Here is a 25,545-nt window from a genome sequence, read left to right on the forward strand (position 1 = left end):
CGGGATCGGGGACGTGGTGGCGTCATCGGCACCCTCGTGCGGATACGTCCGCGGCTCGGGACAGGGCCGCGGTGCCGTCGCAGGGGCCGGGCGACGGGATCGGACCCTCGTGCTGGGTGCGACTCTCCACCGCGGACGAGATCGAATCAACCGGCCTCAGGCCGGGACGGGCATCTCCGCGAGGTCGTCGGCGTCGGCCAGGGGCGCGCCCGTCTGCTCGCGGACCTCGTCGGTGCTGACGCCCGGGGCGAGCTCGCGCAGGACGAAGCCGTTCGGCGTGATGTCGACGACGGCGAGGTCGGTGATGACGCGCGAGACGACGCCGCGGCCGGTCAGGGGCAGCGCGCAGGTCTCGACGAGCTTGGGTGCGCCCTTCTTGGTGACGTGCTCCATCACCACGAGCACCCGGCGGGCGCCGTGGACGAGGTCCATCGCGCCGCCCATGCCCTTGACCATCGCGCCGGGCACGGCCCAGTTGGCGATGTCGCCGTTGACCGCGACCTGCATGGCCCCGAGGACCGCGATGTCGACCTTGCCGCCGCGGATCATCCCGAACGACAGCGCGGAGTCGAAGAACGAGCCGCCGGGGGCGACGGTGACCGTCTCCTTGCCCGCGTTGATGAGGTCGGGGTCGACCTCGTCCTCGGTCGGGTACGGGCCCACGCCGAGCAGCCCGTTCTCCGAGTGCAGGAAGACGTCGACGTCGTCGGGCATGTAGTTGGGGATGAGGGTGGGCAGCCCGATGCCGAGGTTGACGTAGGCGCCGTGGGTGAGCTCGCGCGCCGCGCGGGCGGCCATCTGCTCGCGGGTGAGGCTCACGTGGTCTCCTTCCCAGAGGTCGAACGCAGCGTGCGCTTCTCGATGTGCTTGTTGGCGACCTGCTCGGCGGTCAGCTCCACGACGCGGTGGACGAAGATGCCGGGCACGTGGACGTCGTCGGGGTCGATCTCGCCGGGCTCGACGAGCTCCTCGACCTCGGCGATCGTCGTGCGCCCGGCCATCGCCGCGAGCGGGTTGAAGTTGCGCGCGGAGCGGTGGAAGACGAGGTTGCCGTGCCGGTCGCCCTTCGCCGCGCGCACCAGGCCGAAGTCGCAGACCAGCGAGCGTTCGAGGACGAAGGGGGTCCTCTGAGTCGTCCCGTCCTCCTGGCGCACCTCGAACTCGCGGACCTCCTTCGGCGGCGACGACACCGCCACCGACCCGTCGGCGGCGTAGCGCCAGGGCATCGCCCCGTCGGCGACCCAGGTGCCGACCCCGGCGGGCGTGTAGAACGCCGGCACGCCCGATCCGGCGGCGCGCAGGCGTTCGGCCAGCGTGCCCTGCGGGGTCAGCTCGACCTCCAGCTCGCCGGCCAGGTACTGGCGGCCGAACTCCTTGTTCTCGCCGATGTAGGACGCCACGACCCGCCCGATCCGGTGCTGCTCGAGCAGGATGCCCAGGCCCCAGCCGTCGGTGCCGCAGTTGTTCGACGCGACGTGCAGGTCGCCCACCGAGGTCCGCGACAGCGCGTCGATGAGCACGATCGGCACCCCGGACAGGCCGAACCCGCCGACCGCCAGCGAGGCGCCGTCGTGCACGTCGGCGACGGCCTCGTCGGCCGAGGCCACCGTCTTGTCGATCGTCATCGTGCTCCCTTCGCGTGCTCGCGCAGTAGCGGCGTCACGATCTCGGGGCGCTGGAACGACGCCAGGTGCGCCGCGCCGGTGACGGACTCGAGGCGCGCGCCGGGGATGCCGTCGGCGAGCAGCTGCTGGTGCTCCGGCGGTGTGGCCGGGTCGTCGACGCCACTGATCACGAGCGTCGGGACGGCGATGGCGCCGAGCTCGTCGACGACGTCCCACACGGAGATCGCCTCGCAGCACCCGGCGTAGCCCTCGGCCGGGGTGGACGCGATGAGGTCGCGCATGCGGGCGACGGTGTCGGGCTGTGCCTGCGCGAAGTCGTCGGTGAACCAGCGCGCGACGACGGCGTCGGCGACGGCCTGCGTCCCGCCGTCGCGCACCGTGGCGGCGCGCTCGACCCAGGGCTCGGGATCGCCGAAGCGGGCGGACGTGCAGAGCAGGGCGAGGGTGCTCGCGCGGTCCGGGGCGTAGCGCCCGATCCACTGGGCGATCGCCCCGCCCAGGGAGACGCCGGCGAACGCGGCGCGCTCGACGCCCAGGTCGTCGAGGGTCTCGAGGACGTCGCGGGCGAGGTCCTCGACGCGGTACGGGCCGTCGGGCACCGGCGAGCCGCCGTGGCCGCGGGTGTCGAGCGTGATCACCCGGTACTCGTCGGCCAGCTCGCGGCGCTGGGGTGCCCACATCTCGACCGTGCTGCCGAGCGAGCAGAGCAGGACCAGCGGCGGACCGTCGTCGGGACCCTCGAGGACGTGGTGCAGCTTCACGTCCCCCACCGTGCCCGGTGGCCGTGGTCGGTGAACCGCCCGCTTCCGCTCATCAGGACTCCAGCTTCGACGGGTGGACGGTCAGCGCCGTCACCTCCACGTCCATGTACGGGAAGAGCGGCAGGCTCGAGAGGAGCTGGTGGAGCTCGTCGCCGGACTCGACGTCGAAGCGGCTGACGTTCGCGTAGCGCCCGACGACCCGCCACAGCTCGGGCCACTTGCCGGAGCGCTGGATCTCGTGGGCGCGGGCCTTCTCCCGGGCGCGGAGGTCGTCGGCGACCTCGGCGGGCATGTCGTGGGGGAGGCGGACCTCCATGCGGACGAGGAACTGCACAGTGTTCTCCGAGGGATCGAGGATGCGGATTTCCCGGCGCTGAGTGCCAGCGAAGCCGCAGGGCTTGCACCGCGAGGTGTCTAGCGGTCGACGCGGTAGTGGGCGAGCTTGTCGGGGTCGATGGTGACGCCCAGGCCCGGCGCCTGGCGGGCCGACGCGCGGCCGTCGGCGATCACCGGCGGCTCGGCGAGGACGTCGTCGGTCATGAGCAGGTGGTTCGTGACCTCGACCGGGTGGCGGGCGAGGGCCCGCAGGCCGCAGCCGAGCGCCGTGGAGGCGACGCTGCCGAGCATGCCGTCGATCTGGTTGCCGATCATCGTGGTGACGCCGAGGCCCTCGCACAGCCCCACGATCTTGGCGGAGTCGGTGAACCCCGTGCGCGCGACCTTGACGCTGATCGACTGGGAGTCGCCGTCGAGCAGCGAGCGGGCGACGGCGCCCAGGGTGATCGTCGACTCGTCGCCGACGATCGGGATCGGGCTCTCGCGCACGATCCGGCGTCGGCCGAGGACGTCGTCGGCGGGGTTGGGCTCCTCGAGCATGGTCACCCCGAGGTCGTCGAGCCGGCGGGCGGCCACGACCGCGGTGTCGGCGTCCCAGCCCCGGTTCGCGTCGGCGTAGAGCTCCACCGCGTCGCCGAGCTCGCGGCGCAGCTCCCGCACCGCGACGAGGTCGTGGCCGAGGTCCCGGCCGACCTTGACCTTGAACGCGTCGACGCCGTACTCGTCGCTCATCTCGAGGGCGTCGGCGACCATCTCCGCAGGCGTCCCCAGCCCGATCATGTGCGCGACGCGGACGTCGTCGGCGGCGTGCCCGAGCAGCACGTGCACGGGCTGGCCGCACGCCTGGCCGACGAGGTCCCAGAGCGCGACGTCGATCGCGCCGCGGGCGGCGTTGTTGGCGACGGTGCGGGCGAGGTCGGCGCGGAGGCGCTCGCGGGCGAACGGATCGGCACCGACGAGGACGGGGCTGAACAGGTCGCGCACCGCGGCGACGATCGACGCCGCGGTCTCGCCGTAGGTGTAGGGCCGCGGCGGCGCCTCGCCGTGCCCGACGAACCCGTCGTCGGTGGTGATCCGCACGAGGACGTGGTCGGCCGCGGTGACCCTGCCGCTGGCGAAGGCGAAGGGACGCCGGTAGGGGATGGCGAGGGGGATCGCCTCGACACTGGTGATCTTCATGGGGCGTGGATCCTCACGCTGTCTCCTGTCGGAGCCCGGTGCCGCACAGGACGGCGAGGGCCCGGGCGAGGGCGGGCTGCGGGTCGTCGCGCCGCCAGGCGAGGGCGACGTCGGTGGTCACGGGGTCGGGGTCCTCGAGCTCGACGTACCGCACGCCCTCGACGGCGACGGCGAGCACCGACGACGGGAGCAGGGCCACGCCCACGCCGGCGGCGACGAGCGCGAGCACGATCGAGGTCTGGTCGGCCTCGTGGGTGCGTCGGGGGGTGAACCCCGCGGCCCGGCAGGCCCGCGCGGCCGCCTCGCCCACCACGGAACCGGGCGGCGCGTAGACGACGAAGTCGTCGTCGGCGAGGTCGGCGAGACGGGGCCCGCTCATGAGGCCGGACGCCAGGCGGTGCCCCGACGGGACGGCCAGCACCAGGTGCTCGCGGGCGAGCAGGTGGTGGTCGAGCCCGGGGTCGGACACCGGTGGGCGCAGGACCGCGAGGTCGATGCGGTGCTCCGCCAGGGCCGTCTCCAGGCCCGGGGTGAGCATGTCGGTGGTGAACGTCAGCGCGAGGCCGGGCAGCTCGGCGGTCAGCCGCCGGACCAGCTCGGGGACGTGCCGGTAGGTCGCGAGGCCCGTCGCCCCGACGCGCAGCCGCCCGAGGGCCCCCGCCGCGACGCGGCCCACCTGGTCGCGCGCCGCGTCGAGCGAGGCGAGGATGCGCACCGCCTCGGGCAGCAGGGCCTCGCCGGCGGCGGTGAGGTCCACCCGCCGGGTCGTGCGCTCGAACAGCGGCGCGCCGAGCTGCGACTCCAGCTGCCGGATCGCCTGCGACAGCGGCGACTGGGCGATGCGCAGCGCCTCGGCCGCCCGCCCGAAGTGCCGGGTCTCGGCGACCGCGACGAAGTAGCGCAGCTGGCGCGTCTCCATCGACTACTCCGGCTCCAGCACGAAGTCGCGGTCGGAGCGGACCTCGTCACCCGTGCCGGTGGGCTGCGGGTCGAGGGTGAGCTCGGGCTTGTCGGCCGAGGCGACGTCGTGGCCCAGGTAGGGGTCGCCGGTGAAGAAGAGCTGGCTGGTCAGGGTGCGGTGCCCGGGCGCCGTGACGAGCAGGTGGATGTGGGCGGGGCGCCACGGGCTCCAGCCGGCGGCCTGGGTCATCTGCCCCGTGGGCCCGTCGAGGGGGATCGTGTACGGCGCAGGCTTGCGGGTGTGGATCTCGAAGCGGCCCTGGTCGTCGCAGTGCACGACGCCGCGCAGGTTCCCGGCCGGCGGCTTCGCCGCGAAGCCGGAGTACCAGCCCTCGGAGTCGGTGTGCCAGATGTCGACCTTCGCGCCGGCCAGGGGCGTGCCGTCGGTGGCGGTGACCTGCCCGGCAAGGATCATCGGGGTGCCGGGCTCGTCGTCGCGCATCGGCAGTGTGGCGGGCGAGTCGAGCTGGGCCTGCCCGTCGAGCCAGAACGGGCCGAGGATGGTGCCGATCGAGCCCTGCTGGGTGGCCGCGGCGACCTTCTCGACCTCGAACTCCAGGTAGACGTCGAGGAACAGCGGCCACTCGCCGGTGTCGGAGACCGCGATCAGCCACTGCTTGAAGGCGTCGAACTCCTCGTAGGTGACCTTGTGATCGCGGATCGCGGCACGGATGCCCTCGAGGGCGGCGCCGACCACGGCGGACACGCGGGCGGGGTCGGCGCCACCGCCGGCGGCGCCGCGCAGGTTCGACGCGCCGGAGCGGGCGATCTCGGTGGCGTGGGCGCCGGCGGTGACGGCATCGGAGACGGACTGGTCGGAAGTGGCGGTCATCGCGTCCTCTTCAGGGTGGTGGTGGACGGGTCGGCGACGTCGTGGTCGTGGACCCAGGCGTTGTCGGTCGCGTAGCCGGCGAAGCGCTTGTCGCGCTCGGCGATGCGCGGGTGGTCGTCGGCGAGGTGGAGCAGGGTGCCGGTCTCCCAGGCGCTCGCGGCGACCGCGCGCGTCCGGGCCCGCCGGAGCCGCGGATAGGCGGCCAGGGCGTCGGCGGGATCGCGGTGCACGAGCAGCCGGGCCAGCGTCACCGCGTCCTCGATCGACTGGTTCGCGCCCTGCCCGTGGTGGGGCAGCATCGCGTGGACGGCGTCGCCGATGAGGACCGTCCGTCCGCGCGTCCAGCGCGTCAGCGGCGGTTGGGAGAGCAGCGGCCAGCGGGGGCTCTGCGGCACCGCGGCGAGCATCTCGCGCACCGCGGGGTGCCAGCCGGCGAAGCCGTCGAGCAGCTCGTTCTCGGCGGCCGGACGGTTGCCGCCCTCCCAGGTCACCGGGCCGCAGAGCACGGCGAAGAAGTTGACGGTGTCGTCGTCGCGGCCCAGCGCGTAGTGCAGGAGGTGCGCCTCCGGCCCGGCCCAGAACTGGATCGCGTGCGGGTCGGGCAGGCTCGGCAGCGCGTCGACGGGCACGAGGCCGCGGAAGGCGCTGGTGCCCGAGTAGACGGGCCCCGAGCCGGGTCCGGCGACGGCGTCGCGCACCGTGGAGTGCACGCCGTCGGCGCCGACGACGACATCGCCCGTGACCTGGGAGCCGTCGGCGAGGGTCAGGGTGCCGGCCTCGGCGTCGACGGCCGCGACGGCCCGCCCGAGGTGCAGGCGCTCCTCGCCCGCCGCCGCCGTGAACGCGCCGGCGAGCGTCTGCTGCAGGTCGACGCGGTGCACGCCCCAGTAGGGCGCGCCGAAGCGTTCGCGGTAGGCGCCGGCACCCGGGTGCGCGGCGATCCGCGCGCCGCTGCGGCCGTCGCGGTAGATCAGCTCGGTGGGCTGGGTGGAGACCGAGTCGAGGGCCTCCCCGACGCCGAGACGAGAGAGCTCACGGGTGCCGTTGGCCGACAGCGCGACGGCCGCACCGACCTCGCGCAGCTCGTCGGCCTGCTCGTAGAGGTCGACCTCCACCCCGGCACGGGCCAGCGCGATGCCGAGGGTGAGACCGCCGATCCCGGCTCCGGCGACGACGACACGGGTCATCTCGTGCTTCACCTCCGCTCCGCTCCGAACGTCTGCTGTCGAGAGTGACACGAGCCATCCTGGACGAGAAAGGGGCAAATATAGATCGATTGAGCTGCAGTGCGTCTCAATCGGTCGCCGGCCGACCGGCGGCGCGGAGAGAGCGACGCCACGGACGATGTGCCGCGTGCTCGCGGGAGCAATACCGTCGGCGGCGTCGTCCGCAGCGGCAGCGATCGGGAGGGCAGGACATGAGCGAGGGCACGGACTCCTCGACGATGCGCCAGGTGCTGGGGCATTTCCCCAGCGGCGTCACCATCGTCACCGGCACGACCCCGGACGGGCCGGCAGGCTTCACGTGTCAGTCGTTCTCCTCGCTCTCGCTCGAGCCGCCGCTGGTGCTCGTGCTGCCGGGCCGCTCCTCGTCGAGCTGGCCGAAGATCGAGGCGACGGGCCGGTTCGTGGTCAACGTGCTCTCGGAGGAGCAGGAGGAGCTCTCGACGACCTTCGCGGTCTCGGGCGGCGACAAGTTCGCCGGCGTCGAGTGGAGCTACTCGGGTCTGGGGTCGCCGATCCTCGGTGGGGCGACCGCGTGGATCGACTGCACCCTGCACGCCGTGCACGACGGCGGCGACCACCTCATCGTCGTCGGCGCGGTGCACGATCTCGGCGCGCCGGGGAGCCCGCCGCTGGTGTTCCACCGCGGCGGCTACGCCCGCACCAGCCCCGCCGGGGCGGGCGGGTGAGCGGACCCCTCGACGACGTCCGGGTCCTCGAGCTCGGCACGATCGTCGCCGGCCCGTTCGCGGGGCGGCTGCTCGCCGACTACGGCGCCGACGTCGTCAAGATCGAGCCGCCGGGTGGCCAGGACCCCATGCGCGACTGGGGCCAGGAGTCCTACCGGGGCCATCGGCTGTGGTGGACCGTCCACGCCCGCAACAAGCGCTGCATCACCCTCGACCTGCGCGCCGAGCGGGGGCAGGGGCTCTTCCTGCGCCTCGTCGAGGGCGCCGACGTCGTCGTCGAGAACTTCCGTCCCGGCACGCTCGAGCGCTGGAACCTCGGCTGGGACCGGCTGTCCGCGGTGAACCCGGGCCTGGTGCTCGCGCGGGTGTCGGGCTACGGGCAGACCGGACCGTACGCGGACAAGGCCGGCTACGCGTCGGTGGCCGAGGCGCTCTCGGGCCTGCGGTACATCAACGGCTACCCGGGGGAGGCGCCGCCGCGGATGGCGATCTCGCTGGGCGACTCGCTGGCGGGGATGGTCGCCGTCCAGGGCGTGCTCGCCGCGCTGCACCGCAAGTCGGTCACCGGCGAGGGCCAGGTCGTCGACGTCGCGCTCACCGAGGCGTGCCTGTCGGTGCTCGAGTCGGTGATCCCGGAGTACGACAAGCTCGGGCGCGTCCGCCAGCCCGGCGGCACGCGGCTCGACGGGATCGCGCCGTCGAACGTCTACAAGACCGGTGACGGGCTGTGGCTCGTGGTCGCGGCCAACCAGGACACGGTGTTCCGCCGGCTCTGCGGGGCGATGGGGCGCCCGGAGCTCGCCGACGACCCCCGCTACGCCGACCACCGCGCCCGCGGCGTGCACCAGGACGAGCTCGACGAGATCGTCGGCGCCTGGGTCTCCTCGCTGCCCGCCGACGAGGTGCGGCGCGTGCTCGACGAGGCCGGGGTCATCTGCGGGCCGATCAACACCGCGGCCGAGGTCGTCGCCGACCCGCAGTTCCGGGCGCGCGGGATGCTCGTCGAGCACCACGACGAGCGGTTCGACGAGGACGTGCTGGGGCCGGGCGTCGTCCCGACGTTCTCGGCCACCCCGGGCGCGGTGCGCTGGGCCGGCCCGCCGGTGCCCGGGCACCACAACGCCGAGGTCTTCGGCGAGCTCGGGCTCTCGGGGGACGAGATCGCGGCGCTGGCCGACGAGAAGACGATCTGAGGGGCCTGCGGCCCGACTAGCCCTCCGCGTCCTTCTTGATCGACTGGAGGTTCTTCTCGGCACTCGAGCCCATTGCGCGCTCCAGGCCCCAGCGCGGCACGCCCTTGACGGTGACCTCCATCGTCGAGGCCATCTCGAGGTGGGTGTTCCCGTCGCCGGCGTCGGTCGCGGTGTAGGCGATCGTGCTCTCGCGGATCAGCTTCGCGTCGACGCAGGTCAGCGTCACCGACGAGTCGGTGTAGGCCACGGTGTAGGTGGCCGTCGTCGTGAAGGTCAGGGCGCCGAGGGTCACCGCGATCCGGGTGGGCCTGCCCTGCTCGTCCTGCTCCTGGACCTTCGCCTGCTTCGCCTCGTTGGCCCAGCGATCGGTGTTCTCCAGATCGGAGATCACCTCGATCACCCGGGGCACGGGCGCGGCGATCTCCACGGTCCTCGTCACCGGTGCGCTCACGACACTCCCTCCGGCGACGGAGCAGGGGTGCCATCGCGCGTCCACTGCCCGGTACCCGCGCGTGCGGGTGGGTATCCGGTGGCGTGGCTGACACCGAGCGGGCTCTCGCCGACGCGATCGTGGGACTGCTCGACCAGCGGACCGACGGCGCGACCATCTGCCCGTCGGAGGCCGCCCGGCGCGTCGACCCGGAGTCGTGGCGCGACCTGATGCCCGACGCCCGCGCCGCCGCCGCCCGGCTCGTCGACGACGGGACGGTCGAGATGACCCAGCGCGGCACCGTCGTCGACCCCGCCACGGCCCGGGGGCCGGTGAGGTTGCGTCGGGCGGGCGGCGGTGCGTCAGCATGGGGACCAGGCTGAGACCCAACGTCAGGAAATCCCCCATCTCGGGCGACGGGCCAGCCGTGATCGTCGCCCGCCCCTAGGATCTCGCCGTGGTCTTCCGTGTGCTGCGGCGCGTCCTGGCCGCCCTCCTCGCGCTCCCCCGTCCCCTCAAGAGGCGACTGGCCGGCCCCGAGATCACGCGCGACGGTCAGACCCTCGACCTCGACGTGCAGGTCGTGCTGCGCCTGCTCGGCCTGCTCGCCCGCGGCGAGGAGCCGTCGCTGGTCGACCAGCGCCGCGCGACCGACGAGGCGGCGGCCTTGTCCGTGGCCACGACGTCCGGGGTGGCGGCCCGCCCGACCACCGTCCCCGTCCCCGCGGGCCCCGGCCGGGACGTGCCGGGCGCCCTGTCGGCGTGCCTCTACGAGCCGGCCGAGGTGGGCGACGCCCCGGGGGCCTGCTCGTGCACTTCCACGGCGGCGGGTTCGCGCTGGGCAGCATCGCCTCGAGCGCGCCGCTGTGCCGGGCGCTGGCCCACCAGGCGGGCGTGCGGGTGCTGTCGGTCGAGTACCGGCTCGCCCTCGAGCACCCGTTCCCGGCGGGTCTGGCCGACGCGGCGTCCGCGCTGCACCACGTCCTGACCCACCGCGACGAGTTCCGCGCGACGACCGTCGCCGTCGGCGGCGACTCGGCCGGCGCGAACCTCGCGCTGACCGCGGCGCACCAGCTCGCCCGCCGCGACCTCGAGACGGCGTCGTTCGTGCTCGCGCTCTACCCGGTCACCGACGCGGGACGGCAGGGCGGCTCGCGGGAGACCTTCGCCGAGGGGTTCGGGCTGCGGACCGTCGACATCGAGGTGTTCGAGCGCTACTACCTGCCCGACGGGATCGAGCCGATCCGCCCCACCGGGCTGCTCGAGGTGGACGACCTCGGCATCATGCCGCCCTGCTACGTCGCGACGGCCGGCTTCGACCCGTTGCGCGACGAGGGCGAGGAGCTCGCCGGGGCGCTGCGCGCGGCGGGCGTGCCCGTGGTGGCCCGCCGCTTCCCGGGCCTCGTGCACGGCTACGCGGGGTTCGCGGGCATCGTCCCGGCCGCCCGCGACGCCGTCCTCGACGCCGCCTCCGCCCTGCGCGCGGGTCTGGCGCTGACGACGCGGGAGCGCATGGCCGACTCGCTGTGAGCACTTTCCGCCCCGATGAGGGCGGAAAGTGCTCACGGACAGGTCAGCGGCGCAGCATCGTCATCGCGGCGGCGGGGTAGCGCTCGCCGGACGCGACGCCCACCGGGGCGACCTCCTCGATGGCCCCGAGGTCCTCGGCGGACAGGTGGACGTCGACCGCGCCCGCGTTCTCCTCGAGGTAGCGGCGGCGCTTGGTGCCGGGGATCGGGACGACGTCGTCGCCCTGCGCGAGCACCCACGCGAGCGCGAGCTGGGTCGGCGAGACCCCCTTGCGCTCGGCGAGCGCGTTGACCTCGTCGAGCACCCGCAGGTTCGCCTGCAGCGCCTCGCCCTGGAAGCGGGGCGAGTTGCGGCGCCAGTCGCCCTCGGGGAGGTCGTCGGTCGAGCGGATCGTGCCGGACAGGAAGCCGCGGCCGATCGGGCTGTAGGGCACGAAGCCGATGCCCAGCTCGCGGCACGTCGCGAGGACGCCGTCGTCCTCGACGTCGCGGGTGAACAGGGAGTACTCGGTCTGCACGGCACTGATCGGGGCGGTGGCGTGGGCGCGGCGGATGGTCTCCGGCGCGGCCTCGGAGATGCCGAGGTAGCGCACCTTGCCGGCGTCGACGAGCTCGCCGAGCGCGCCCCAGGTCTCCTCGATCGGGACGTCGGGGTCGACGCGGTGCTGGTAGTAGAGGTCGACGTGGTCGGTGCCGAGGCGTCGCAGCGAGCCGTCGATCTGGCCGCGCAGGTAGTCGGGACGACCGTTGACCCGCCCGGTGCCCTTGCCGTCGGCGCCGATCTCGTTGCCGAACTTGGTGGCGAGGGTGACCTCGTCGCGCTGGGAGCTCAGTCCGGCGAGCACGGACCCGAGGAGCTCCTCGTTGGTGTGCGGGCCGTACATGTCGGCGGTGTCGAGGAAGGTGACGCCCAGCTCGAGCGCGCGCTCGATCGTCGCGCGCGACTCGGTGTCGTCCTGGCCGCCGTAGGCGAAGGTCATGCCCATGCAGCCCAGGCCCAGCGCGGACACGCGCAGGCCCTGGCTGCCGAGAGTGCGTTGCTCCATGGGCGCTGGCTGCCCCGGGTGACGGTGCCCTGAACGTGTGCGGTGACGATGGCCCACCGGACGCGCTCCGGGTGGCACGGTGACCGGTGTGCGCCTGGTGCTGACGATGCTGGTGGTGGCCTTCCTGTCGCTGGGGGCGGGGACGGCGCTGGCCGACCCCGGTCTGGTGATCGGCGACGGCGCCCCGGTCGCGCCCGGCGCCACCGTCTCCGCGCAGATGGGCTGCGAGGAGGAGGCGACGACCCCGGCCGGCGGGCCCGGCGTCACGGGCGGCCCGTGGCAGCGCGACCCCGAGGGGCACCAGCCCTGGTCGGTGTCGTCGACCCTGACCGTCGCCGCCGACGCCGCCCCGGGCCCCGTCACCGTCACCGCGACCTGCGGCGGGCGCCCGCTGGAGGCGACCCTCACCGTCGCCGACACCGGCTCGGGCGCCACCACCCTGCGCATCCTGGGCGGTGCGGCGGTGCTGCTCGTGATCGTCGCGGCGATGCTCCTGCTCCAGCGCCGCCGGCGGGTCGCTCGCTGAGTGCAAGCCCTGCGTCCACGCTTGCACTGAACGCCAGGAAAGCCGCGCCGACCGCGGGGCCCATTCGGCCCTTGGGTTCGTGCTCAGCCGCCTTACTCCACGGCGCACGCCATCCCGCGAGCGCCGGAGGAACCGCCATGGGCAGCCTGCAGACGAGCCCGAACCCCGCGGCCGCGGTGCCGGACGGGATCGTGTCGACGGCACCGGGTCCCGATGAGGACGGCCCTCGAGCGACACTGCTGGCGGTCAACGTCGGGATGCCGCAGGACGTGCCGTGGGAGGGCCGCACCGTGCGCACCGGGGTGTGGAAGTACCCGGTCGACGGGCCACGTACGGCGCGGCGGCTGAACATCGACGGCGACGGACAGGGCGACACCGAGGGACACGGCGGCGAGCAGCGCGCCGTGATGGTCTACCAGCTCGATTCCTACCGGCACTGGCAGCAGCACCTCGGCCGCGACGATCTCACGTACGGCCAGTTCGGCGAGAACCTCACGGTCGACGGCATGAGCGACGACGAGGTCTGCGTCGGCGACCGCTACCGCATCGGGGACGCCGAGTTCGAGGTCACCCAGCCACGGGTCACCTGCTACCGCGTCGCGATGCGCCTCGGTGTGCCCGAACTCCCGGCTCTGCTCGTCAGCCACCACCGCCCCGGCTTCTACCTGCGCGTGATCCGGGAAGGCGACATCCGGGCGGGCGACCGGATCGTCCGGACGCGGTCCGGGCCGAACGGGCTGACGGTGGCCGAGGCCGACGCCCTGCTCTACCTGCCGGACCGTGACGTCGACCGGCTCCGGGCGGCGACCCGGATCCCGGCTCTCAGCCCCGGGTGGCAGGGGTCGTTCCGCGACCTGGTGAGCGCTGCCGAGGGCGGCGCTCCGACGGAGTCCGACGAGCCGGCCTGGACCGGCTTCCGGTCCCTGCGCGTGGCAGACGTCGTGACCGAGAGCGATCTCGTCGCCTCGATCCGCCTCGTGGCTCCGGACGGAGCCCCGTTGCCGGCCGCCCGGGCCGGTCAGTACCTGACGGTGCGGGTCCCGGACGCCGGTGATCCCGCCCCGGTCCGCAGCTACTCGCTCTCGTCCGTTCCCGGCGAGGCCAGCTACCGGATCAGCGTCAAGCACGAGCCGCACGGAGCCGTGAGCGGCTACCTCACCGGCGGGCTCCGCCCGGGCACCGTGGTCGAGGCGGCGGCGCCGCGCGGTGACTTCGTTCTCGGCGGCGGTACCGACCCGGTGCTGCTCGTCTCCGCCGGGATCGGCGTGACCCCGGTGCTGGCGATGCTCCACGCCTGCGCGGCGCACCACCCCGACCGCGAGGTCTGGTGGATCCACGCGGCTCGCGGACCTCGCGAGCACGCGCTCGCCGAGGAGGCGCACGCCGTCCTCGCGAGGCTGCCGCACGGCCACGAGCACGTGTTCTGGAGCCAGGCGACCGACGAGGAGCGCCACCGCGGCCACGCGGAGCCCGGGCACGTCACCGCGGAGAAGCTGGCGGCCCTCGGCATCCCGGTCCGCGCGGACGCCTACGTCTGCGGTCCGGCCGCGTTCATGACCGATCTCGAGCACGGGCTCACCGTCATCGGCCTCGAGCCGTCCCGGATCCACACCGAGCTGTTCGGCGCGCGGTCGGCCGTCACCCCTGGCGTGGTCGTACAGACCACCCGGCCGCCGCACCAGCCACCCGGCCCGGCCGGGACCGGCCCGCTGGTCACCTTCGCCCGGGCGGGGATCTCCACCCGCTTCCGTGACGGCGTGCCGAGCGTGCTCGAACTCGCGGATGCCTGCGACGTCCCCACCCGCTGGAGCTGCCGGACGGGTGTGTGCCACACCTGCACGACACCCCTGCTCTCGGGCGACGTCACCTACGGGCCACGTCCGCTCGAGCCTCCCGCCGACGGGCAGACGCTCATCTGCTGCGCCCGACCCGCGACCGACATCGTCCTCGACCTCTGATCCTCGCCGCGGGCCGGCTTGCCCGACGATCAGGCGAGCGCCTGGCCCACCTGACGTCCCGAGAACAGGCAGCCGCCGAGGAACGTCCCCTCGAGCGACCGGTAGCCGTGCACCCCGCCGCCGCCGAAGCCCGCCGCCTCGCCCGCGGCGTACAGCCCCGGCAGCGGGGTCCCGTCGGCGCGCAGCACGCGGCCGTCGAGGTCCGTCCACAGCCCGCCGAGCGTCTTGCGCGTCAGGATGTGCAGCTTGACCGCGACGAGGGGCCCGGCCGCGGGGTCGAGGATCCGGTGCGGCGGGGCGGTGCGGACGAGCCGGTCGCCGAGGTAGGCGCGGGCGTTGCGGACGGCGGCGAGCTGGCCGTCCTTGCCGTACGGATTGGCGAGCTCCGCGTCGCGGGCGAGGACCTCGCGCTCGACGTTCGCCGCGTCGAGAAGCGGCGTCGGGGTGAGGGCGTTCATGCGGTCGACGAGGGTGGCCAGGTCGTCGGCCTGCACGAAGTCGGTGCCGTCGCGCTGGAAGGCGGCCACCGGCTCGGTGGGCCCGGGGCGGACGCGCTGCAGCGTCAGGCGGATGTCGCGGCCGGTGAAGTCGGGGTTCTGCTCGGAACCGGAGAGGGCGAACTCCTTCTCGAGGATCCGCTGGGTCAGCACGAACCACGTGTGGTCGTGGCCGGTGCGCCGGATGTGCTCGAGCGTCGCGAGCGTGTCGAAGCCGGGCCACAGCGGCGCGGGCAGCCGCCTGCCGTCCGCGTCGAACCACAGCGACGACGGCCCGGGCAGGATCCGGATGCCGTGCAGCGGCCACACGGGGGAGTGGTTGGCGATCCCCTCGGTGTAGTGCCACATCCGGTCGCGGTTGACGACGCGGCCGCCGGCGTCCTCGCTGATGCCGATCATGCGGCCGTCGACGTGGGCCGGGACGCCGGAGATCATCTCCTGCGGCGGCGGGCCCAGTCGCTCGGGCCAGGCCGCGCGGACGGCGTCGTGGTCGCCGCCGATGCCGCCGGAGGTGACGACGACGCTGGGTGCGCCGAGGCTGAACGTGTCGATCGCCGTGCGCGAGCTCGACTCGCCGCGGGCGACGTCGGAGGGCTCGAGGACGGCACCGGAGACACCGGTCACCGCGCCGGCCGTCATGTCGAGCGCGTCGACGCGGTGGCGGAAGCGGATCGTCACCCGACCGTCGTCGACGGCCTGCTGCACGCGGCGCAGGAACGGCTCGAGGAGGCCGGGACCGGTGCCCCAGACGATGTGGAACCGGGGGACGGAGTTGCCGTGGCCGGTGGCCGACGCCCCGCCGCGCTCGGCCCAGCCGACGACGGGGAAGAAGCGCACGCCCATCGCGTGGAGCCACGGACGCTTCTCGCCGGCCGCCCACTCGACGTAGGCGCGCGCCCACTCGCGACCCCAGCGGTCCTCGTCGGGGCGGTCGAAGCCGGCGCTGGAGGTCCAGTCGGACCAGGCGAGGTCGAACGAGTCGCGCACGCGCAGGCGGCGCTGCTCGGGGCTGTCGACGAGGAAGAGTCCGCCGAACGACCACCACGCCTGCCCGCCGAGCGACGCCTCGGGCTCCTGGTCGAGCAGGAGCACCCGGCGTCCCGCGTCGGCGAGCTCGGCGGTGGCGACGAGACCGGCCAGGCCGGCCCCGACGACGATGACGTCGGCGTCGGACATGCCGGACATCGTGTCAGGGCGACTCGGCGAGGATGTGGATTCGCTGGCGTTCAGTGCAAGCGTGGACGCAGGGCTTGCACCGCAGGTGACACGTCCTACTGCAGGCCGAGCTTCTCCGAGCAGGTCGGCCAGGCGTTCCAGCCCTGCTCGTCCTGGACCTTCTTCGCCACGCGGATCTGCTGCTCGCGGGAGGCCTCGTCGGGCGAGGAGGCGAAGCGCTCGCCGCCGAACTCGTTCCAGGTGGAGTCGGTGAACTGCAGGCCGCCCTTGAAGCCGTTGCCGGTGTCGGCCTCCCAGTTCTGGGTGCTCTCGCACATGGCGAGGCGGTCCCAGGTCGCGTTCGACTCGGGCGAGACCGAGGGTGCCGCCATGGCGGTGCCGGTGATGGCCAGCGGACCGGTGACCGCGGCGGCGGCGACGACCCCGGCCTTGAGCAGGGGGCGGGAGGCGGACGGGGCGGCGTGGCGACCAGACATCGGGGGCTCCGGTTCATCGAAGGGCGGGACGGGACCTCGAGAGGTGACCCGTGCGTCGCCCGGGGTGGTGCCGGGGAGCGGGACGACGCGGCAGGGACCGTAACCGAACCGAGACCTTTTGTGACAAGCCGTGACCGTCGGGCCGCGCTGCGTCGCGGTGAGTGGTCGGTGAGCCGCGTCGGGCGGCGAACGGCCTAGTCGCGGCCCTCAACTGTTGCTCCGAACGGTGCGACGAACCGTGACGGCGTCGGGCCGAACCGTGTTTGGCGCGTGCCGGGTCCGGACCACTCAGCCCGGGACGAACCCGACCGCCGCGCGGTGCCCGCAGCAGAGCTCGCCCTCGGGCTGGCCGGAGCGGCGGGGCTCCGGGCGCCACTGCGCCGCGTAGACGAGGCCGGGCTCGACGAGGTCGATCCCCTCGATCATGGCCGCGAGCTCGGCCCCCGACCGGTAGGTCACCTCGCCCCGCGGATAGGCGCCGCTGAGCGCGCGCAGCGCCTCCATGTCGACGCGGGGGTCGTCCCCGGAGAGGTGGGAGACCGCCAGCGCGCTCCCGGGCACGACCCGGGACACGTAGCCGGCGACCACCCCGGCGGGGTCCTGGGCGTCGGGCACGTGCTGGAGCACCGAGAACATCAGCACCCCGACCGGCCGGGACAGGTCGATCACGTCGGTGACGCCGGGGGCGGCGAGCACGGTCTCGGGGCGGGTGAGGTCGGCCCAGGAGACGGAGACGCCCTTCTCCCTCCCGAGCAGCAGCTCGCCGTGGGCGACGGCCACGAGGTCGACGTCGACGTAGGCGACGCGCGCCTCCGGATCGACGCGACGGGCGACCTCGTGGGTGCTGCCCATGGTCGGGATGCCCGAGCCGAGGTCGAGGAACTGGTCGATGCCCGCGTGCACGAGGTAGGTGACGACCCGACGGAGGAACGACCGGTTCTCGCGGGCGATCGGGATGACGAGCGGGACGGCGTCGATCATCTCCCGGCCGAGGTGCCGGTCGACGGCGCCGTGGGACGTCCCGCCGAGCAGGAAGTCGTAGACCCGGGCCGAGCTCGGGTGGTCGACGTCCGGGACGCCGGGGGTCGACGTGGTGAGGCGGCGCGGGAAGGGGTCGACGACCACGGTCCTCCCTCCCGGCTGGCCCCCGTCCGGGCAGTACGGACGGGCCGGCGGCCGCCCGATGCCCGCCGGAGATGTCCAGTAGCCGACAGTCGGCGACGCCTGTCAATACAGGTGGTTCCCCCGACCATCCCAGTGCCCCACCGGATCTCGACCCTCCGTGGTCGCCACGCCGGAGCGGGGTGGGACGACACGCCGTCGACTCCGCATCGTCCGGCCTGTTGCTGACGGTCGGTGACTTTCAGCGATCCGGCCCACAACCGGGGCGCGGACGGGCCGGGCCCAGTGTTGGGTCGGTGTTGGGACGGGCGACACGTCGTCGTCGTCCGACGGGGCTCCCGGGCCGGGAACGGTGCGCCCGTGCGCGTCGCCGTCGTGACCGAGTCCTTCCTCCCCGCCGTCAACGGCGTCACCAACTCCGTGCTCCAGGTGGTCGCCCACCTCCGGCGCCGCGGCCACGGCGCGATGGTCATCGCGCCGGGTGCCGGCCCCGACGAGGTGCCCGGTGCCCCCGACGTCCCGGTCGTCCGCGTCCCCGCCGTGGACCTGCCCGTCGTCGACTCGCTGCCCGTGGGCGTGCCCACCCCGGCCGTGCGGGCCGCGCTCGCGGAGTACCGCCCCGACGTCGTGCACCTCGCCTCGCCGTTCGTGCTGGGCGCGCGGGCGCTGACCGTCGCCCGCCGCCTGGACGTGCCGGCCGTCGCCGTCTACCAGACCGACGTCGCCGGCTTCGCCTCGTCGTACGGGGTCGGGCTGACCGCGCGGGCGGCCTGGCGCTGGATCCGACGCCTGCACAGCGGGGCCGCGCGCACCCTCGCGCCGTCGCGCTGGGCGGTGGACGCGCTGCGCGAGCACGGCGTGCCGCGCGTGCACCGGTGGGGACGCGGGGTCGACACCGCGCGCTTCCACCCGGGACGCCGCGACGAGGACCTGCGCGCCGAACTCGCCCCGCACGGCGAGATGCTCGTCGGCTACGTGGGCCGGCTCGCCGCGGAGAAGCAGGTCGAGCGGCTCGCCGCCCTCGAGGGCCTGCCCGGGGTGCGCGTGGTCGTCGTCGGCGACGGCCCTCGCGGGCCCGCCTGGGCGAGCTGCTGCCCGGCGCGCACTTCCTCGGCTTCCGCGGCGGCACCGAGCTGGCCCGCGCGTACGCCTCGTTCGACGCCTTCGTGCACACCGGCCCGCACGAGACCTTCTGCCAGGCGGTGCAGGAGGCCCAGGCCTCGGGCCTGCCGGTGCTCGCGCCGGACGCGGGCGGGGTCGCCGACCTCGTGGCCCCGGGACGCACCGGCTGGCTCTACGACCCCACGTCGCCGACGGCCGGGGCGGAGATCGTCGGGCGGATCGCCGCCTGGCGCGACGACCCGGACACCCGGCGGGCCGTCGGCGCCGCGGGCCGCGCGGCCGTGGCGGACCGGACCTGGCCCTCGGTCTGCGAGGAGCTGCTGGGCCACTACGCCGCCGTGCTGCACGGTGACGCCCCCCTGTCGCGCACGTCGGAGACGCCCCGCGTGGCCTGAGCCTGCGGTGGAGCACCGAGTTCACCCGCATCACACCCGGCCGTCACGCCGGGGTGGGCCTCCGGGCGATCTCGGCCCGTAGACACCGGCCCATGGCCACTTCCCAGGTGCTGGCGCGGTCGACCGGACCCGCCGCCGAGAGCCACGACGAGCACGGTCCCGTCGCCACGTCCACCCTTCCGCCCACCGGCCCCGCACCGGCGGTCGACCGCGGGGAGGTCGCCCCCGCCGAGGCGGTCGGGCGCTACAGCCTGCTGCTGACCCGCGATCCCGACCACGTCCTCGCCGCCCAGCGACTGCGCCACGCCGTGTTCGCCGGCGAGCAGGGGGCTCGCCCGTCCCCCGCCGACCGGGTGGCCGTCGCGGCCGCCGCGCAGGGCCGCGACGCCGACGCGTTCGACGAGCACTGCGACCACCTCGTGGTCCGCGAGGACGCCTCCGGCGCGATCGTCGGGACCTACCGGATGCTCACCCCCGAGGGCGCCCGGGCGGCCGGCGGCCTCTACTCCGACACCGAGTTCGACCTCTCCGCCCTCGACCCCCTGCGGCCCGAGATCGTCGAGGTCGGCCGCTCCTGCGTGCACCCCGACCACCGGCACGGCGTCGTGCTCTCGTTGGTGTGGGCGGGGATCGGGCGCTACATGATGCTCACCGGCCGCCGCTGGGTCGTCGGCTGCGCGAGCGTCCCGCTGACCCCGCAGGGCGCCCTGCCCGGCGGGGTGTGGTCGATGGTCGCGTCGCGCCACCTGGCGCCGGCGCCGCGGCGGTGCGCCCGTGGCGCGAGGCCCCGGTCGGGTCGTACGACCCGGAGGCGCCCGGCGCCGGACGGGCCGCCCGCGCCGCCCTCCCGCCGCTGCTGCGCGGCTACCTGCGCCTGGGCGCCGAGATCGGCGGGCCGCCGGCGCTGGACCCGGACTTCGGGGTCGCGGACCTGTTCATCCTGCTCGACCAGCCCGCGATCGACCCGCGCTGGCGCCGCTACCTGTTCGGGGAGGGGGCGTGACCAGTCCCTGGGCGCCCACCTCGCCCTGCGACCGGGGCTGCGTGCCCGTCCCCGAGGCCCTGCGCGGCGGGCACCGCGCCCGTCGCCTCGCCCGCCTGACCGTCCGCTCCGTCGCGCTCGTCGCCGTGCTGCTCGCCGGCCTCGCCGCGGCCGTCGTGCTGCCCCTGCTCGGGCCGGCGGCGCTGGGCCGGACGCAGACCCTCTGGACGGGAGCGGTGCTCGCCGCGTGCGGGGTCCGCGTGCGCCGCAAGGGCCCGGTGGCGCCGCCCGGGGCCCTCGTCGTCGCCAACCACGTCTCCTGGCTCGACGTCATGGCCCTGCACGCCGTGGCCCCGGTCCGGATGCTCGCCAAGCGCGAGGTCCGCCGGTGGCCGCTGCTCGGTGTCCTCGCGGCGAGCGCCGGCACGGTGTTCCTCGACCGCGACCGGCTGCGGACCCTGCCCGATGCCGTCGCCGGCCTGGCCGCGGCGCTGCGCGGGGCGCCACCATCGGGGTGTTCGCCGAGGGCACCACCCGCTGCGGCCGCGACCTCGGCCCGTTCCGCCCGGCTGCCTTCCAGGCCGCCCACGACGCCGGCGCGCCCGTGGTGCCGGTGGCCGTGCGGTACCGGCGCCGGGGCGAGGGGCCCGTCGACGCCGCCGCCGCCTTCGTCGGCGACGACACGCTCGCGTCGTCGCTGCTGCGGGTCCTCGCGACCCGCGACCTGGTCGTCGACGTCGACGTCCGCCCGGCCATCGACGCCCGCGCGGTCCCCACCGGTCCCGCCCGCGCCGACGCCCGCCGCACGCTCGCCCGGGCCTCGGCGGCGGCGATCGCCGCGACGCTGCCCGCCGACCTGCGGGGCCACCCCGCCGCCGCGCGCCGGGGCGCGGAGACCGAGCGACTCCCGGAGCTCGACCATGCCGCCTGACCCGCCCGACCCCGACGAAGCCCCGCGCGAGGTCTCCCTGGCCGACCGGGCGGTGTTCGCCGCGCAGTTCGTGCGCGCCCCGCTGGCCACGGCGTCGGTGTGGCCGAGCAGCACCGCGCTCGCCCGCGCGATGGCCGAGGCAGCGCTGCGCAGCGCCCGCCCGTCGCCGGTCGTGGTGGAGCTCGGCGCGGGCAGCGGGGCGTTCACCGGCCTGCTCGCACACCGCCTGGCGGGACGGGGACGCCAGCTCGCCGTGGAGATCAACCCGGTGCTCGCGCACCGCCTGGCCGAGCGCTTCGCCCACGTCGAGGTCGTCCCCGCCGACGTCGCGGAGCTGCCGGCCCTGCTCGCGCTGCGGGGCATCGCCGGGGCCGACGTGGTGGTCAGCGGCCTCGGCTGGTCGGCGACGCGCCCGGGCCGGGAGGACGCGCTGGTGCCCGGCGTGGCGCGCGCGCTGACCGACGACGGCGTCCTGGTGCAGTTCGCCTACTGCGCGACGTCCTGGGCCGCGCCGGCGCGCGCCCTGCGCGCCGAGCTCGGCGAGTGCTTCGAGCAGGTGGAGACCTCGTCCGTGGTGTGGCGCAACCTGCCCCCGGCCGTCGTCCACCGGGCGTCCCGTCCTCGGCGGTGAGATCCCGGCGGTGAGAACCCGGCGGTGAGATCCCGGCGACGAGATCCCCGGCGGTGTCGGTGAGGCCCAGAGGGGCGCCAGAGGGTGACGGCACCGCTCGCCGAGAGGTCCCGGCGGCCGCCGCCTCGCGATCCGCCCAGGTCAGGGACGGGACGCCCGTGAGCTTGGTGTACCGTCCCGCAACCATCGGCCCGGGCGACCGGTTCGCGGCGAGGCCGCGGCGTGGCGCGCGGTGCCGACCGACCGTCCGTGTGACCGTCGGTGCGACCGGTCCGACCGACGTCGCGGGTCCCCCGTGACGACACGCACCACAGAGAGGGGAGACACCGCGATGGCCCTCCCGACGTTGACCCCCGAGCAGCGCGAGGCCGCCCAGGCCAAGTCGCGCGAGGCCCGCCAGGCCCGCTCCGCCCTCCTCGCCGGCATCAAGAGCGGCGACGAGACGATCCCCGCGGTGCTCGACCGCGGCAAGAGCGACCCGATCGCCGGTAAGACCAAGGTCTCGCAGCTCGTGCGGGCGCTCCCGGGCTACGGCCCGGCCAAGGCCTCCGCCGTGCTCGAGCAGGCCGGCATCCCCGAGGACCGGCGCGTCGCCGGCCTCGGATCCCGTCAGCGTGAGGCGCTGGTCAGCGCGCTCGGTTAGAGCTCGCCGGCCCGGCACGAACGACAGCCAGGCACGAACGACACCGGGGCGGCCGGTGGTCCGGGAATCCGGACCACCGGCCGCCCCGGTCGTCGGTGTGGGGGTCGTCGGCGTGGGGTCAGTATCCGCCGGAGGACGAGGTGTCGTCCGGCGACGCGGCCCGGTGTCGCCCGCCGTCGCCGTCCTGCGATCCCGACTCCGAGGACCGCACCGCCGCGGCCGCGGCGGCGTCGGCGGCGTCCGGCGTGCGGAGCTCGCCCGTGGTGGGCGTGCGGTCGGCTGCGAGCACGGCGCCGCCGCCGACCACCGCGACCCCGCCGCCGGCGAGGGCCCCGACCAGGGCCAGCGCGCCGGCGGTGCGGGTGGGCAGCGTGACGCGGCGACGGCCGAGGTCGCGGCGACCGACGGCCTCGACCGGGTGCGACGGGGTGGGCGGTGCGAGGGCGCTCGGCACGGCCGCGGGGAACGCGGGGCGCGGCGTGCCGCCCGTCGTCGGTCCGGCGTCCGGACGGCGGTCGGCCGCGGTGCGCGGCACCGCGACCCCGCCGGTGACCGCGGGCGAGGAGCCCGTCGGCGGGAGCCCGGCCTGGCGCACGCTCGCGGCGGCCAGGGCGATGGCCGCGAGGTCGAGGGGCGAGGTGGGCGGATCGACGCGCGCCGGGTCCCGAGGCGGCTGCTGGATCCGCGTCTCCCCGGTGCGGGCGCCGGAGCGCCGGTCGGAGCGCGAGCGCCCGGCCCGGGGCAGGGGCCCCGACGGGTGCTGCTCGCCGAAGCCCTGGCGGGGCAGGTCGAGGTCGGTGGGGCCCGCCGGAGCAGGGGCCGCGGGAGTAGGGGCCGCCGGAGTAGGGGGAGGTGCCGCCGCTCGGGCGGTCGCCGCACGGTGTCGGGACATGCGCGTCTCCGTCGCGTCGCCGTTCGACCTGGTCAGGGGGGAGCGAACCAGGTGCCGTGTCGCCGGTGGGGAGTCCGACGCGACGGCGTTGAAGGCCTGTCCACGCTGGTTTCGGGGGCCACGCTCGCCGGACGGGCCAGGGCGGGACGAGCGCGGGTCCGGCAGCTGCACGAGCATCCGGACAGCGCCCACACTAGGAGCCCCGGGAAGCCCCCCGACCCCGGCGGGTCACCCGTTCGAGGAGCTCTCACGGGCCGCGTACTCCCTGTTCAGGAGCGCCGACCGAGGGTCACGCCCACAGTGCGGCGAGGTCTCGGTCCGGTCACGAAGTGACGCACATCACAGTCAAGTGCGGCCTTTCGGACGAGAACCCGTCGCGAAGGGTCGTCAGACGGGCGGTCACAGTGAGGATCGCATCGCCGCACACCTCGACAGCGCCCGGACGAACAGGTTGCATCGGGAGCATCCCCCGACCGACGCGGGTCCGCGCCGGGGCCTCCCGCCCCGCCAGGACGCCGCGGCGACCACGGCGGTCCCGGTTGCCGGCCGGGTCCGCGGAGAGGCGTCGATGAGCGACCGGGACTTCCCCCTCCCCGATCATCACGATCCCCATCCCGAACGTCCCGGCTCCGCCGGCGAGCACGTGCTGCAGGACGCGATGGGCACCGGGGCGCGTGCCGAGCGGTTCCTCTCCGACCAGATGAGCGACCGGCTCGTGCCCTCCATGCAGGAGTTCATCGCCCGCATGACGATGGCCTTCGTCGCGACGGCGGACGCCCACGGGGAGTGCGACTCGACGCTGCGCGCCGGCCCGCCCGGGTTCCTGCGGGTGCTCGACGACCGCCGCGTCGCGTGGCCGGAGTACCGCGGCAACGGCGTCATGGCGAGCCTCGGCAACATCACCGAGAACCCGCACGTCGGGCTCATGATGATCGACTTCACCGACGAGCTGATCGGGCTGCACGTCAACGGCGCGGCCCGGCTGGTGGACGACGAGGAGCTGCGCGGCGAGCACCCCGACCTCCCGGTGGAGACCGTGCCCGGACGTCGCGCCAGCGTGTGGGTGGAGGTCACCGTCGAGGAGGCCTACATCCACTGCCGCAAGCACATCCCGCGGATGGTGCCGGTCGACGACCGCCGGGCCTGGGGCACCGACGACGTGCGCCGCAAGGGCGGCGACCACTTCGGCGTCGCCGCGGCCCGCAAGGCCGCCGCGGCCTCCCAGGAGGAGATCGACGCGGCGCAGGCCGACCCCCGCGAGACGGTGCGCGCCGGGGCAGGGGCACCATCCGGGGAGTGATCTCCGATCGGCACGCCTGGAGCAGGCCCGAGCTCGAGACGGTCGTTCCCGGCGTCCACCGCCTGCCGCTGCCGTTGCCCACCGACGCGCTGCGGGCGGTCAACGTCTACCTGCTGGTGCCCGAGGACGGGGCCACAGAGCTGACCCTCGTCGACGGCGGCTGGGCGATCGACGCCTCGCGCGACGTGCTCGGCCGCCTGCTCGGCGAGCTCGGCCTCGCGACCGGCGACGTGCGGCGCTTCCTCGTCACGCACGTGCACCGCGACCACTACAGCCAGGCCATCGCGCTGCGCCGCGAGCACGGCGCCCGCGTGGCGCTCGGCGCCGGGGAGCGTGACTCGCTGGAGGTCATCCACCACCGCGAGGACGGGCTGGACGCCCAGACCGCGGGGCTGGACCGGGCGGGGGCCCACGACCTCGCGACCGAGGTGCGGAGATGGGTCGCCGCCGCCGAGGCACCCCCGGCCGAGGACTTCGCCGACCCCGACGAGTGGCTCGCCGACGGGCAGGAGCTGGCGGCCGGGGGCCGCTCGCTCGTGGTCCGCGAGACCCCGGGCCACACCCGCGGGCACGTGGTGTTCGTCGACGAGACCATCCCCGACGCGGGAATGCTGTTCGCCGGCGACCACGTCCTGCCGCACATCACGCCCTCGATCGGCTTCGAGCCCGCCGCGCGGCCGGGCGCGCTCACCCGCTTCCTGACTTCGCTCGCGGCCCTGCGCGCCGAGCCGGACCGGCTGCTGCTGCCCGCCCACGGCCCGGTGGCGCCGAGCGTCCACGACCGCATCGACGAGCTGGTCGCCCACCACGACAAGCGTCTCGACGAGATCGCCGCAGCCGTCGTCGCCGGCGGGTCCACCGCCCTCGAGGTCGCCGGCGCCATCCGGTGGACGCGCCGCGAGTACCACCTCGACGACATGGAGACGTTCAACCGCATGCTCGCGGTGCTGGAGACCGACGCGCACCTCGAGGTCCTCGCCGCGCAGGGACGGGTGCGCCGGGATGCCGACGCGGGCACGGGGGTCGACCACCACGCCTCGGCCTGAGGGGCACCTCCCGGACACGTCCCGGGCGCCGCTGTGGCGGCGCGG

General features: G+C 75.0%; 26 protein-coding genes and 3 pseudogenes. 15 read left to right on the forward strand and 14 right to left on the reverse strand.

Going from position 1 to position 25,545, the window contains the following annotated elements; translation table 11 throughout:
* Positions 1–156 precede the first annotated feature (156 nt).
* The 8 genes from ACQPYN_RS03330 to ACQPYN_RS03365 form a co-directional block, all read right to left on the reverse strand.
* The gene (locus ACQPYN_RS03330; RefSeq protein ID WP_433033422.1) at positions 157–819 is read right to left on the reverse strand and encodes a CoA transferase subunit B; all 663 of its coding nucleotides are present in this window, start codon (positions 817–819) and stop codon (positions 157–159) included.
* Positions 816–1,625, reverse strand: coding sequence for a CoA transferase subunit A (locus tag ACQPYN_RS03335; RefSeq protein WP_433033425.1), 810 nt, complete (start codon positions 1,623–1,625; stop codon positions 816–818). Before ACQPYN_RS03335 ends, ACQPYN_RS03330 begins: the two co-directional genes overlap by 4 nt.
* Positions 1,622–2,386 carry a 3-oxoadipate enol-lactonase gene (gene pcaD, locus ACQPYN_RS03340; protein ID WP_433033428.1) on the reverse strand — a complete coding sequence of 255 codons (765 nt, stop codon included), beginning with the start codon at positions 2,384–2,386 and terminating at the stop codon, positions 1,622–1,624. Before pcaD ends, ACQPYN_RS03335 begins: the two co-directional genes overlap by 4 nt.
* Positions 2,387–2,438: 52 nt before the next feature.
* Positions 2,439–2,720: a muconolactone Delta-isomerase gene (gene catC / locus ACQPYN_RS03345; protein WP_274197436.1), complete on the reverse strand. Its 282-nt coding sequence runs from the start codon at positions 2,718–2,720 to the stop codon at positions 2,439–2,441.
* An 80-nt stretch (positions 2,721–2,800) separates the two neighbouring features.
* Entirely contained in the window at positions 2,801–3,901 is a 1,101-nt protein-coding gene (locus tag ACQPYN_RS03350; RefSeq protein WP_433033432.1) for a mandelate racemase/muconate lactonizing enzyme family protein, read from the reverse strand.
* A gap of 13 nt (positions 3,902–3,914) precedes the next feature.
* On the reverse strand, positions 3,915–4,820 hold the full coding sequence (locus ACQPYN_RS03355) for a LysR family transcriptional regulator (RefSeq protein ID WP_433033435.1): 906 nt from the start codon (positions 4,818–4,820) through the stop codon (positions 3,915–3,917).
* A gap of 3 nt (positions 4,821–4,823) precedes the next feature.
* The gene (locus ACQPYN_RS03360; protein ID WP_433033438.1) at positions 4,824–5,693 is read right to left on the reverse strand and encodes a dioxygenase; all 870 of its coding nucleotides are present in this window, start codon (positions 5,691–5,693) and stop codon (positions 4,824–4,826) included.
* The gene (locus tag ACQPYN_RS03365) at positions 5,690–6,880 is read right to left on the reverse strand and encodes an FAD-dependent monooxygenase (protein ID WP_433033441.1); all 1,191 of its coding nucleotides are present in this window, start codon (positions 6,878–6,880) and stop codon (positions 5,690–5,692) included. Before ACQPYN_RS03365 ends, ACQPYN_RS03360 begins: the two co-directional genes overlap by 4 nt.
* Positions 6,881–7,110: 230 nt before the next feature.
* On the opposite strand from ACQPYN_RS03365, the gene ACQPYN_RS03370 reads away from it, so the two are divergent.
* A complete protein-coding gene (locus ACQPYN_RS03370; RefSeq protein ID WP_433033444.1) occupies positions 7,111–7,605 on the forward strand; it encodes a flavin reductase family protein in 495 nt (164 codons plus the stop codon).
* The gene (locus tag ACQPYN_RS03375) at positions 7,602–8,798 is read left to right on the forward strand and encodes a CaiB/BaiF CoA transferase family protein (RefSeq protein ID WP_433033447.1); all 1,197 of its coding nucleotides are present in this window, start codon (positions 7,602–7,604) and stop codon (positions 8,796–8,798) included. The genes ACQPYN_RS03370 and ACQPYN_RS03375 overlap by 4 nt, the downstream gene beginning before the upstream one ends.
* Positions 8,799–8,814: 16 nt before the next feature.
* Here the strand turns inward: ACQPYN_RS03375 and ACQPYN_RS03380 are convergent, their stop codons facing one another.
* The gene (locus ACQPYN_RS03380; protein ID WP_433033450.1) at positions 8,815–9,249 is read right to left on the reverse strand and encodes an SRPBCC family protein; all 435 of its coding nucleotides are present in this window, start codon (positions 9,247–9,249) and stop codon (positions 8,815–8,817) included.
* Positions 9,250–9,332: 83 nt separating this feature from the next.
* Here ACQPYN_RS03380 and ACQPYN_RS03385 point away from each other — a divergent pair, with 83 nt between their 5' ends.
* Together ACQPYN_RS03385 and ACQPYN_RS03390 are read left to right on the forward strand one after the other, a co-directional pair.
* On the forward strand, positions 9,333–9,611 hold the full coding sequence (locus ACQPYN_RS03385) for a DUF3253 domain-containing protein (protein ID WP_433033453.1): 279 nt from the start codon (positions 9,333–9,335) through the stop codon (positions 9,609–9,611).
* Positions 9,612–10,038: 427 nt separating this feature from the next.
* A complete protein-coding gene (locus ACQPYN_RS03390) occupies positions 10,039–10,758 on the forward strand; it encodes an alpha/beta hydrolase (RefSeq protein ID WP_433038694.1) in 720 nt (239 codons plus the stop codon).
* A gap of 43 nt (positions 10,759–10,801) precedes the next feature.
* On the opposite strand, the gene ACQPYN_RS03395 is transcribed toward ACQPYN_RS03390, so the two are convergent.
* Positions 10,802–11,803, reverse strand: a complete 1,002-nt coding sequence (locus ACQPYN_RS03395) for an aldo/keto reductase (RefSeq protein ID WP_433033456.1) — start codon at positions 11,801–11,803, stop codon at positions 10,802–10,804.
* A 79-nt stretch (positions 11,804–11,882) separates the two neighbouring features.
* On the opposite strand from ACQPYN_RS03395, the gene ACQPYN_RS03400 reads away from it, so the two are divergent.
* Positions 11,883–12,329 carry a hypothetical protein gene (locus tag ACQPYN_RS03400; protein WP_433033459.1) on the forward strand — a complete coding sequence of 149 codons (447 nt, stop codon included), beginning with the start codon at positions 11,883–11,885 and terminating at the stop codon, positions 12,327–12,329.
* A 137-nt stretch (positions 12,330–12,466) separates the two neighbouring features.
* Positions 12,467–14,287, forward strand: coding sequence for an MOSC domain-containing protein (locus tag ACQPYN_RS03405; protein ID WP_433033462.1), 1,821 nt, complete (start codon positions 12,467–12,469; stop codon positions 14,285–14,287).
* A 29-nt stretch (positions 14,288–14,316) separates the two neighbouring features.
* Here ACQPYN_RS03405 and ACQPYN_RS03410 read toward each other — a convergent pair whose 3' ends face one another.
* From ACQPYN_RS03410 to ACQPYN_RS03420, 3 genes are all read right to left on the reverse strand, one after another.
* Positions 14,317–15,960 carry an FAD-binding dehydrogenase gene (locus ACQPYN_RS03410; protein WP_433033465.1) on the reverse strand — a complete coding sequence of 548 codons (1,644 nt, stop codon included), beginning with the start codon at positions 15,958–15,960 and terminating at the stop codon, positions 14,317–14,319.
* Positions 15,961–16,055: 95 nt separating this feature from the next.
* On the reverse strand, positions 16,056–16,436 hold the full coding sequence (locus tag ACQPYN_RS03415) for a transglycosylase family protein (RefSeq protein WP_433033468.1): 381 nt from the start codon (positions 16,434–16,436) through the stop codon (positions 16,056–16,058).
* Positions 16,437–16,724: 288 nt separating this feature from the next.
* Positions 16,725–17,561: an SAM-dependent methyltransferase gene (locus ACQPYN_RS03420; RefSeq protein ID WP_433033471.1), complete on the reverse strand. Its 837-nt coding sequence runs from the start codon at positions 17,559–17,561 to the stop codon at positions 16,725–16,727.
* 426 nt (positions 17,562–17,987) lie between these two features.
* Between ACQPYN_RS03420 and ACQPYN_RS03425 the strand changes: the two are divergent.
* From ACQPYN_RS03425 to mihF, 7 genes and pseudogenes are all read left to right on the forward strand, one after another.
* Positions 17,988–18,401, forward strand: a pseudogene (locus ACQPYN_RS03425) (glycosyltransferase); the annotation flags it as partial.
* A gap of 32 nt (positions 18,402–18,433) precedes the next feature.
* Positions 18,434–19,075, forward strand: a complete 642-nt coding sequence (locus tag ACQPYN_RS03430) for a glycosyltransferase (RefSeq protein ID WP_433033474.1) — start codon at positions 18,434–18,436, stop codon at positions 19,073–19,075.
* 92 nt (positions 19,076–19,167) lie between these two features.
* A pseudogene (locus ACQPYN_RS03435) lies at positions 19,168–20,078 on the forward strand (GNAT family N-acetyltransferase).
* Positions 20,079–20,317: 239 nt separating this feature from the next.
* Positions 20,318–20,521, forward strand: a pseudogene (locus tag ACQPYN_RS03440) (lysophospholipid acyltransferase family protein); the annotation flags it as partial.
* Positions 20,446–20,988 carry a 1-acyl-sn-glycerol-3-phosphate acyltransferase gene (locus tag ACQPYN_RS03445; protein WP_433038696.1) on the forward strand — a complete coding sequence of 181 codons (543 nt, stop codon included), beginning with the start codon at positions 20,446–20,448 and terminating at the stop codon, positions 20,986–20,988. The pseudogene ACQPYN_RS03440 and the gene ACQPYN_RS03445, both read left to right, overlap by 76 nt.
* A complete protein-coding gene (locus ACQPYN_RS03450) occupies positions 20,978–21,619 on the forward strand; it encodes a class I SAM-dependent methyltransferase (RefSeq protein ID WP_433038697.1) in 642 nt (213 codons plus the stop codon). The genes ACQPYN_RS03445 and ACQPYN_RS03450 overlap by 11 nt, the downstream gene beginning before the upstream one ends.
* A 331-nt stretch (positions 21,620–21,950) precedes the next feature.
* Positions 21,951–22,262, forward strand: a complete 312-nt coding sequence (gene mihF / locus ACQPYN_RS03455) for an integration host factor, actinobacterial type (protein ID WP_274188370.1) — start codon at positions 21,951–21,953, stop codon at positions 22,260–22,262.
* A 118-nt stretch (positions 22,263–22,380) separates the two neighbouring features.
* On the opposite strand, the gene ACQPYN_RS03460 is transcribed toward mihF, so the two are convergent.
* The gene (locus tag ACQPYN_RS03460; protein ID WP_433033477.1) at positions 22,381–23,154 is read right to left on the reverse strand and encodes a hypothetical protein; all 774 of its coding nucleotides are present in this window, start codon (positions 23,152–23,154) and stop codon (positions 22,381–22,383) included.
* Positions 23,155–23,722: 568 nt separating this feature from the next.
* Between ACQPYN_RS03460 and ACQPYN_RS03465 the strand changes: the two genes are divergently transcribed.
* Together ACQPYN_RS03465 and ACQPYN_RS03470 are read left to right on the forward strand one after the other, a co-directional pair.
* The gene (locus ACQPYN_RS03465; RefSeq protein WP_433033480.1) at positions 23,723–24,454 is read left to right on the forward strand and encodes a pyridoxamine 5'-phosphate oxidase family protein; all 732 of its coding nucleotides are present in this window, start codon (positions 23,723–23,725) and stop codon (positions 24,452–24,454) included.
* Entirely contained in the window at positions 24,451–25,500 is a 1,050-nt protein-coding gene (locus ACQPYN_RS03470) for an MBL fold metallo-hydrolase (protein ID WP_433033484.1), read from the forward strand. Before ACQPYN_RS03465 ends, ACQPYN_RS03470 begins: the two co-directional genes overlap by 4 nt.
* Positions 25,501–25,545 lie beyond the last annotated feature (45 nt).

The sequence above is a fragment of the Actinomycetospora sp. CA-053990 genome (assembly GCF_050948445.1).
In the GTDB taxonomy this organism is placed as follows: domain Bacteria; phylum Actinomycetota; class Actinomycetes; order Mycobacteriales; family Pseudonocardiaceae; genus Actinomycetospora; species Actinomycetospora callitridis.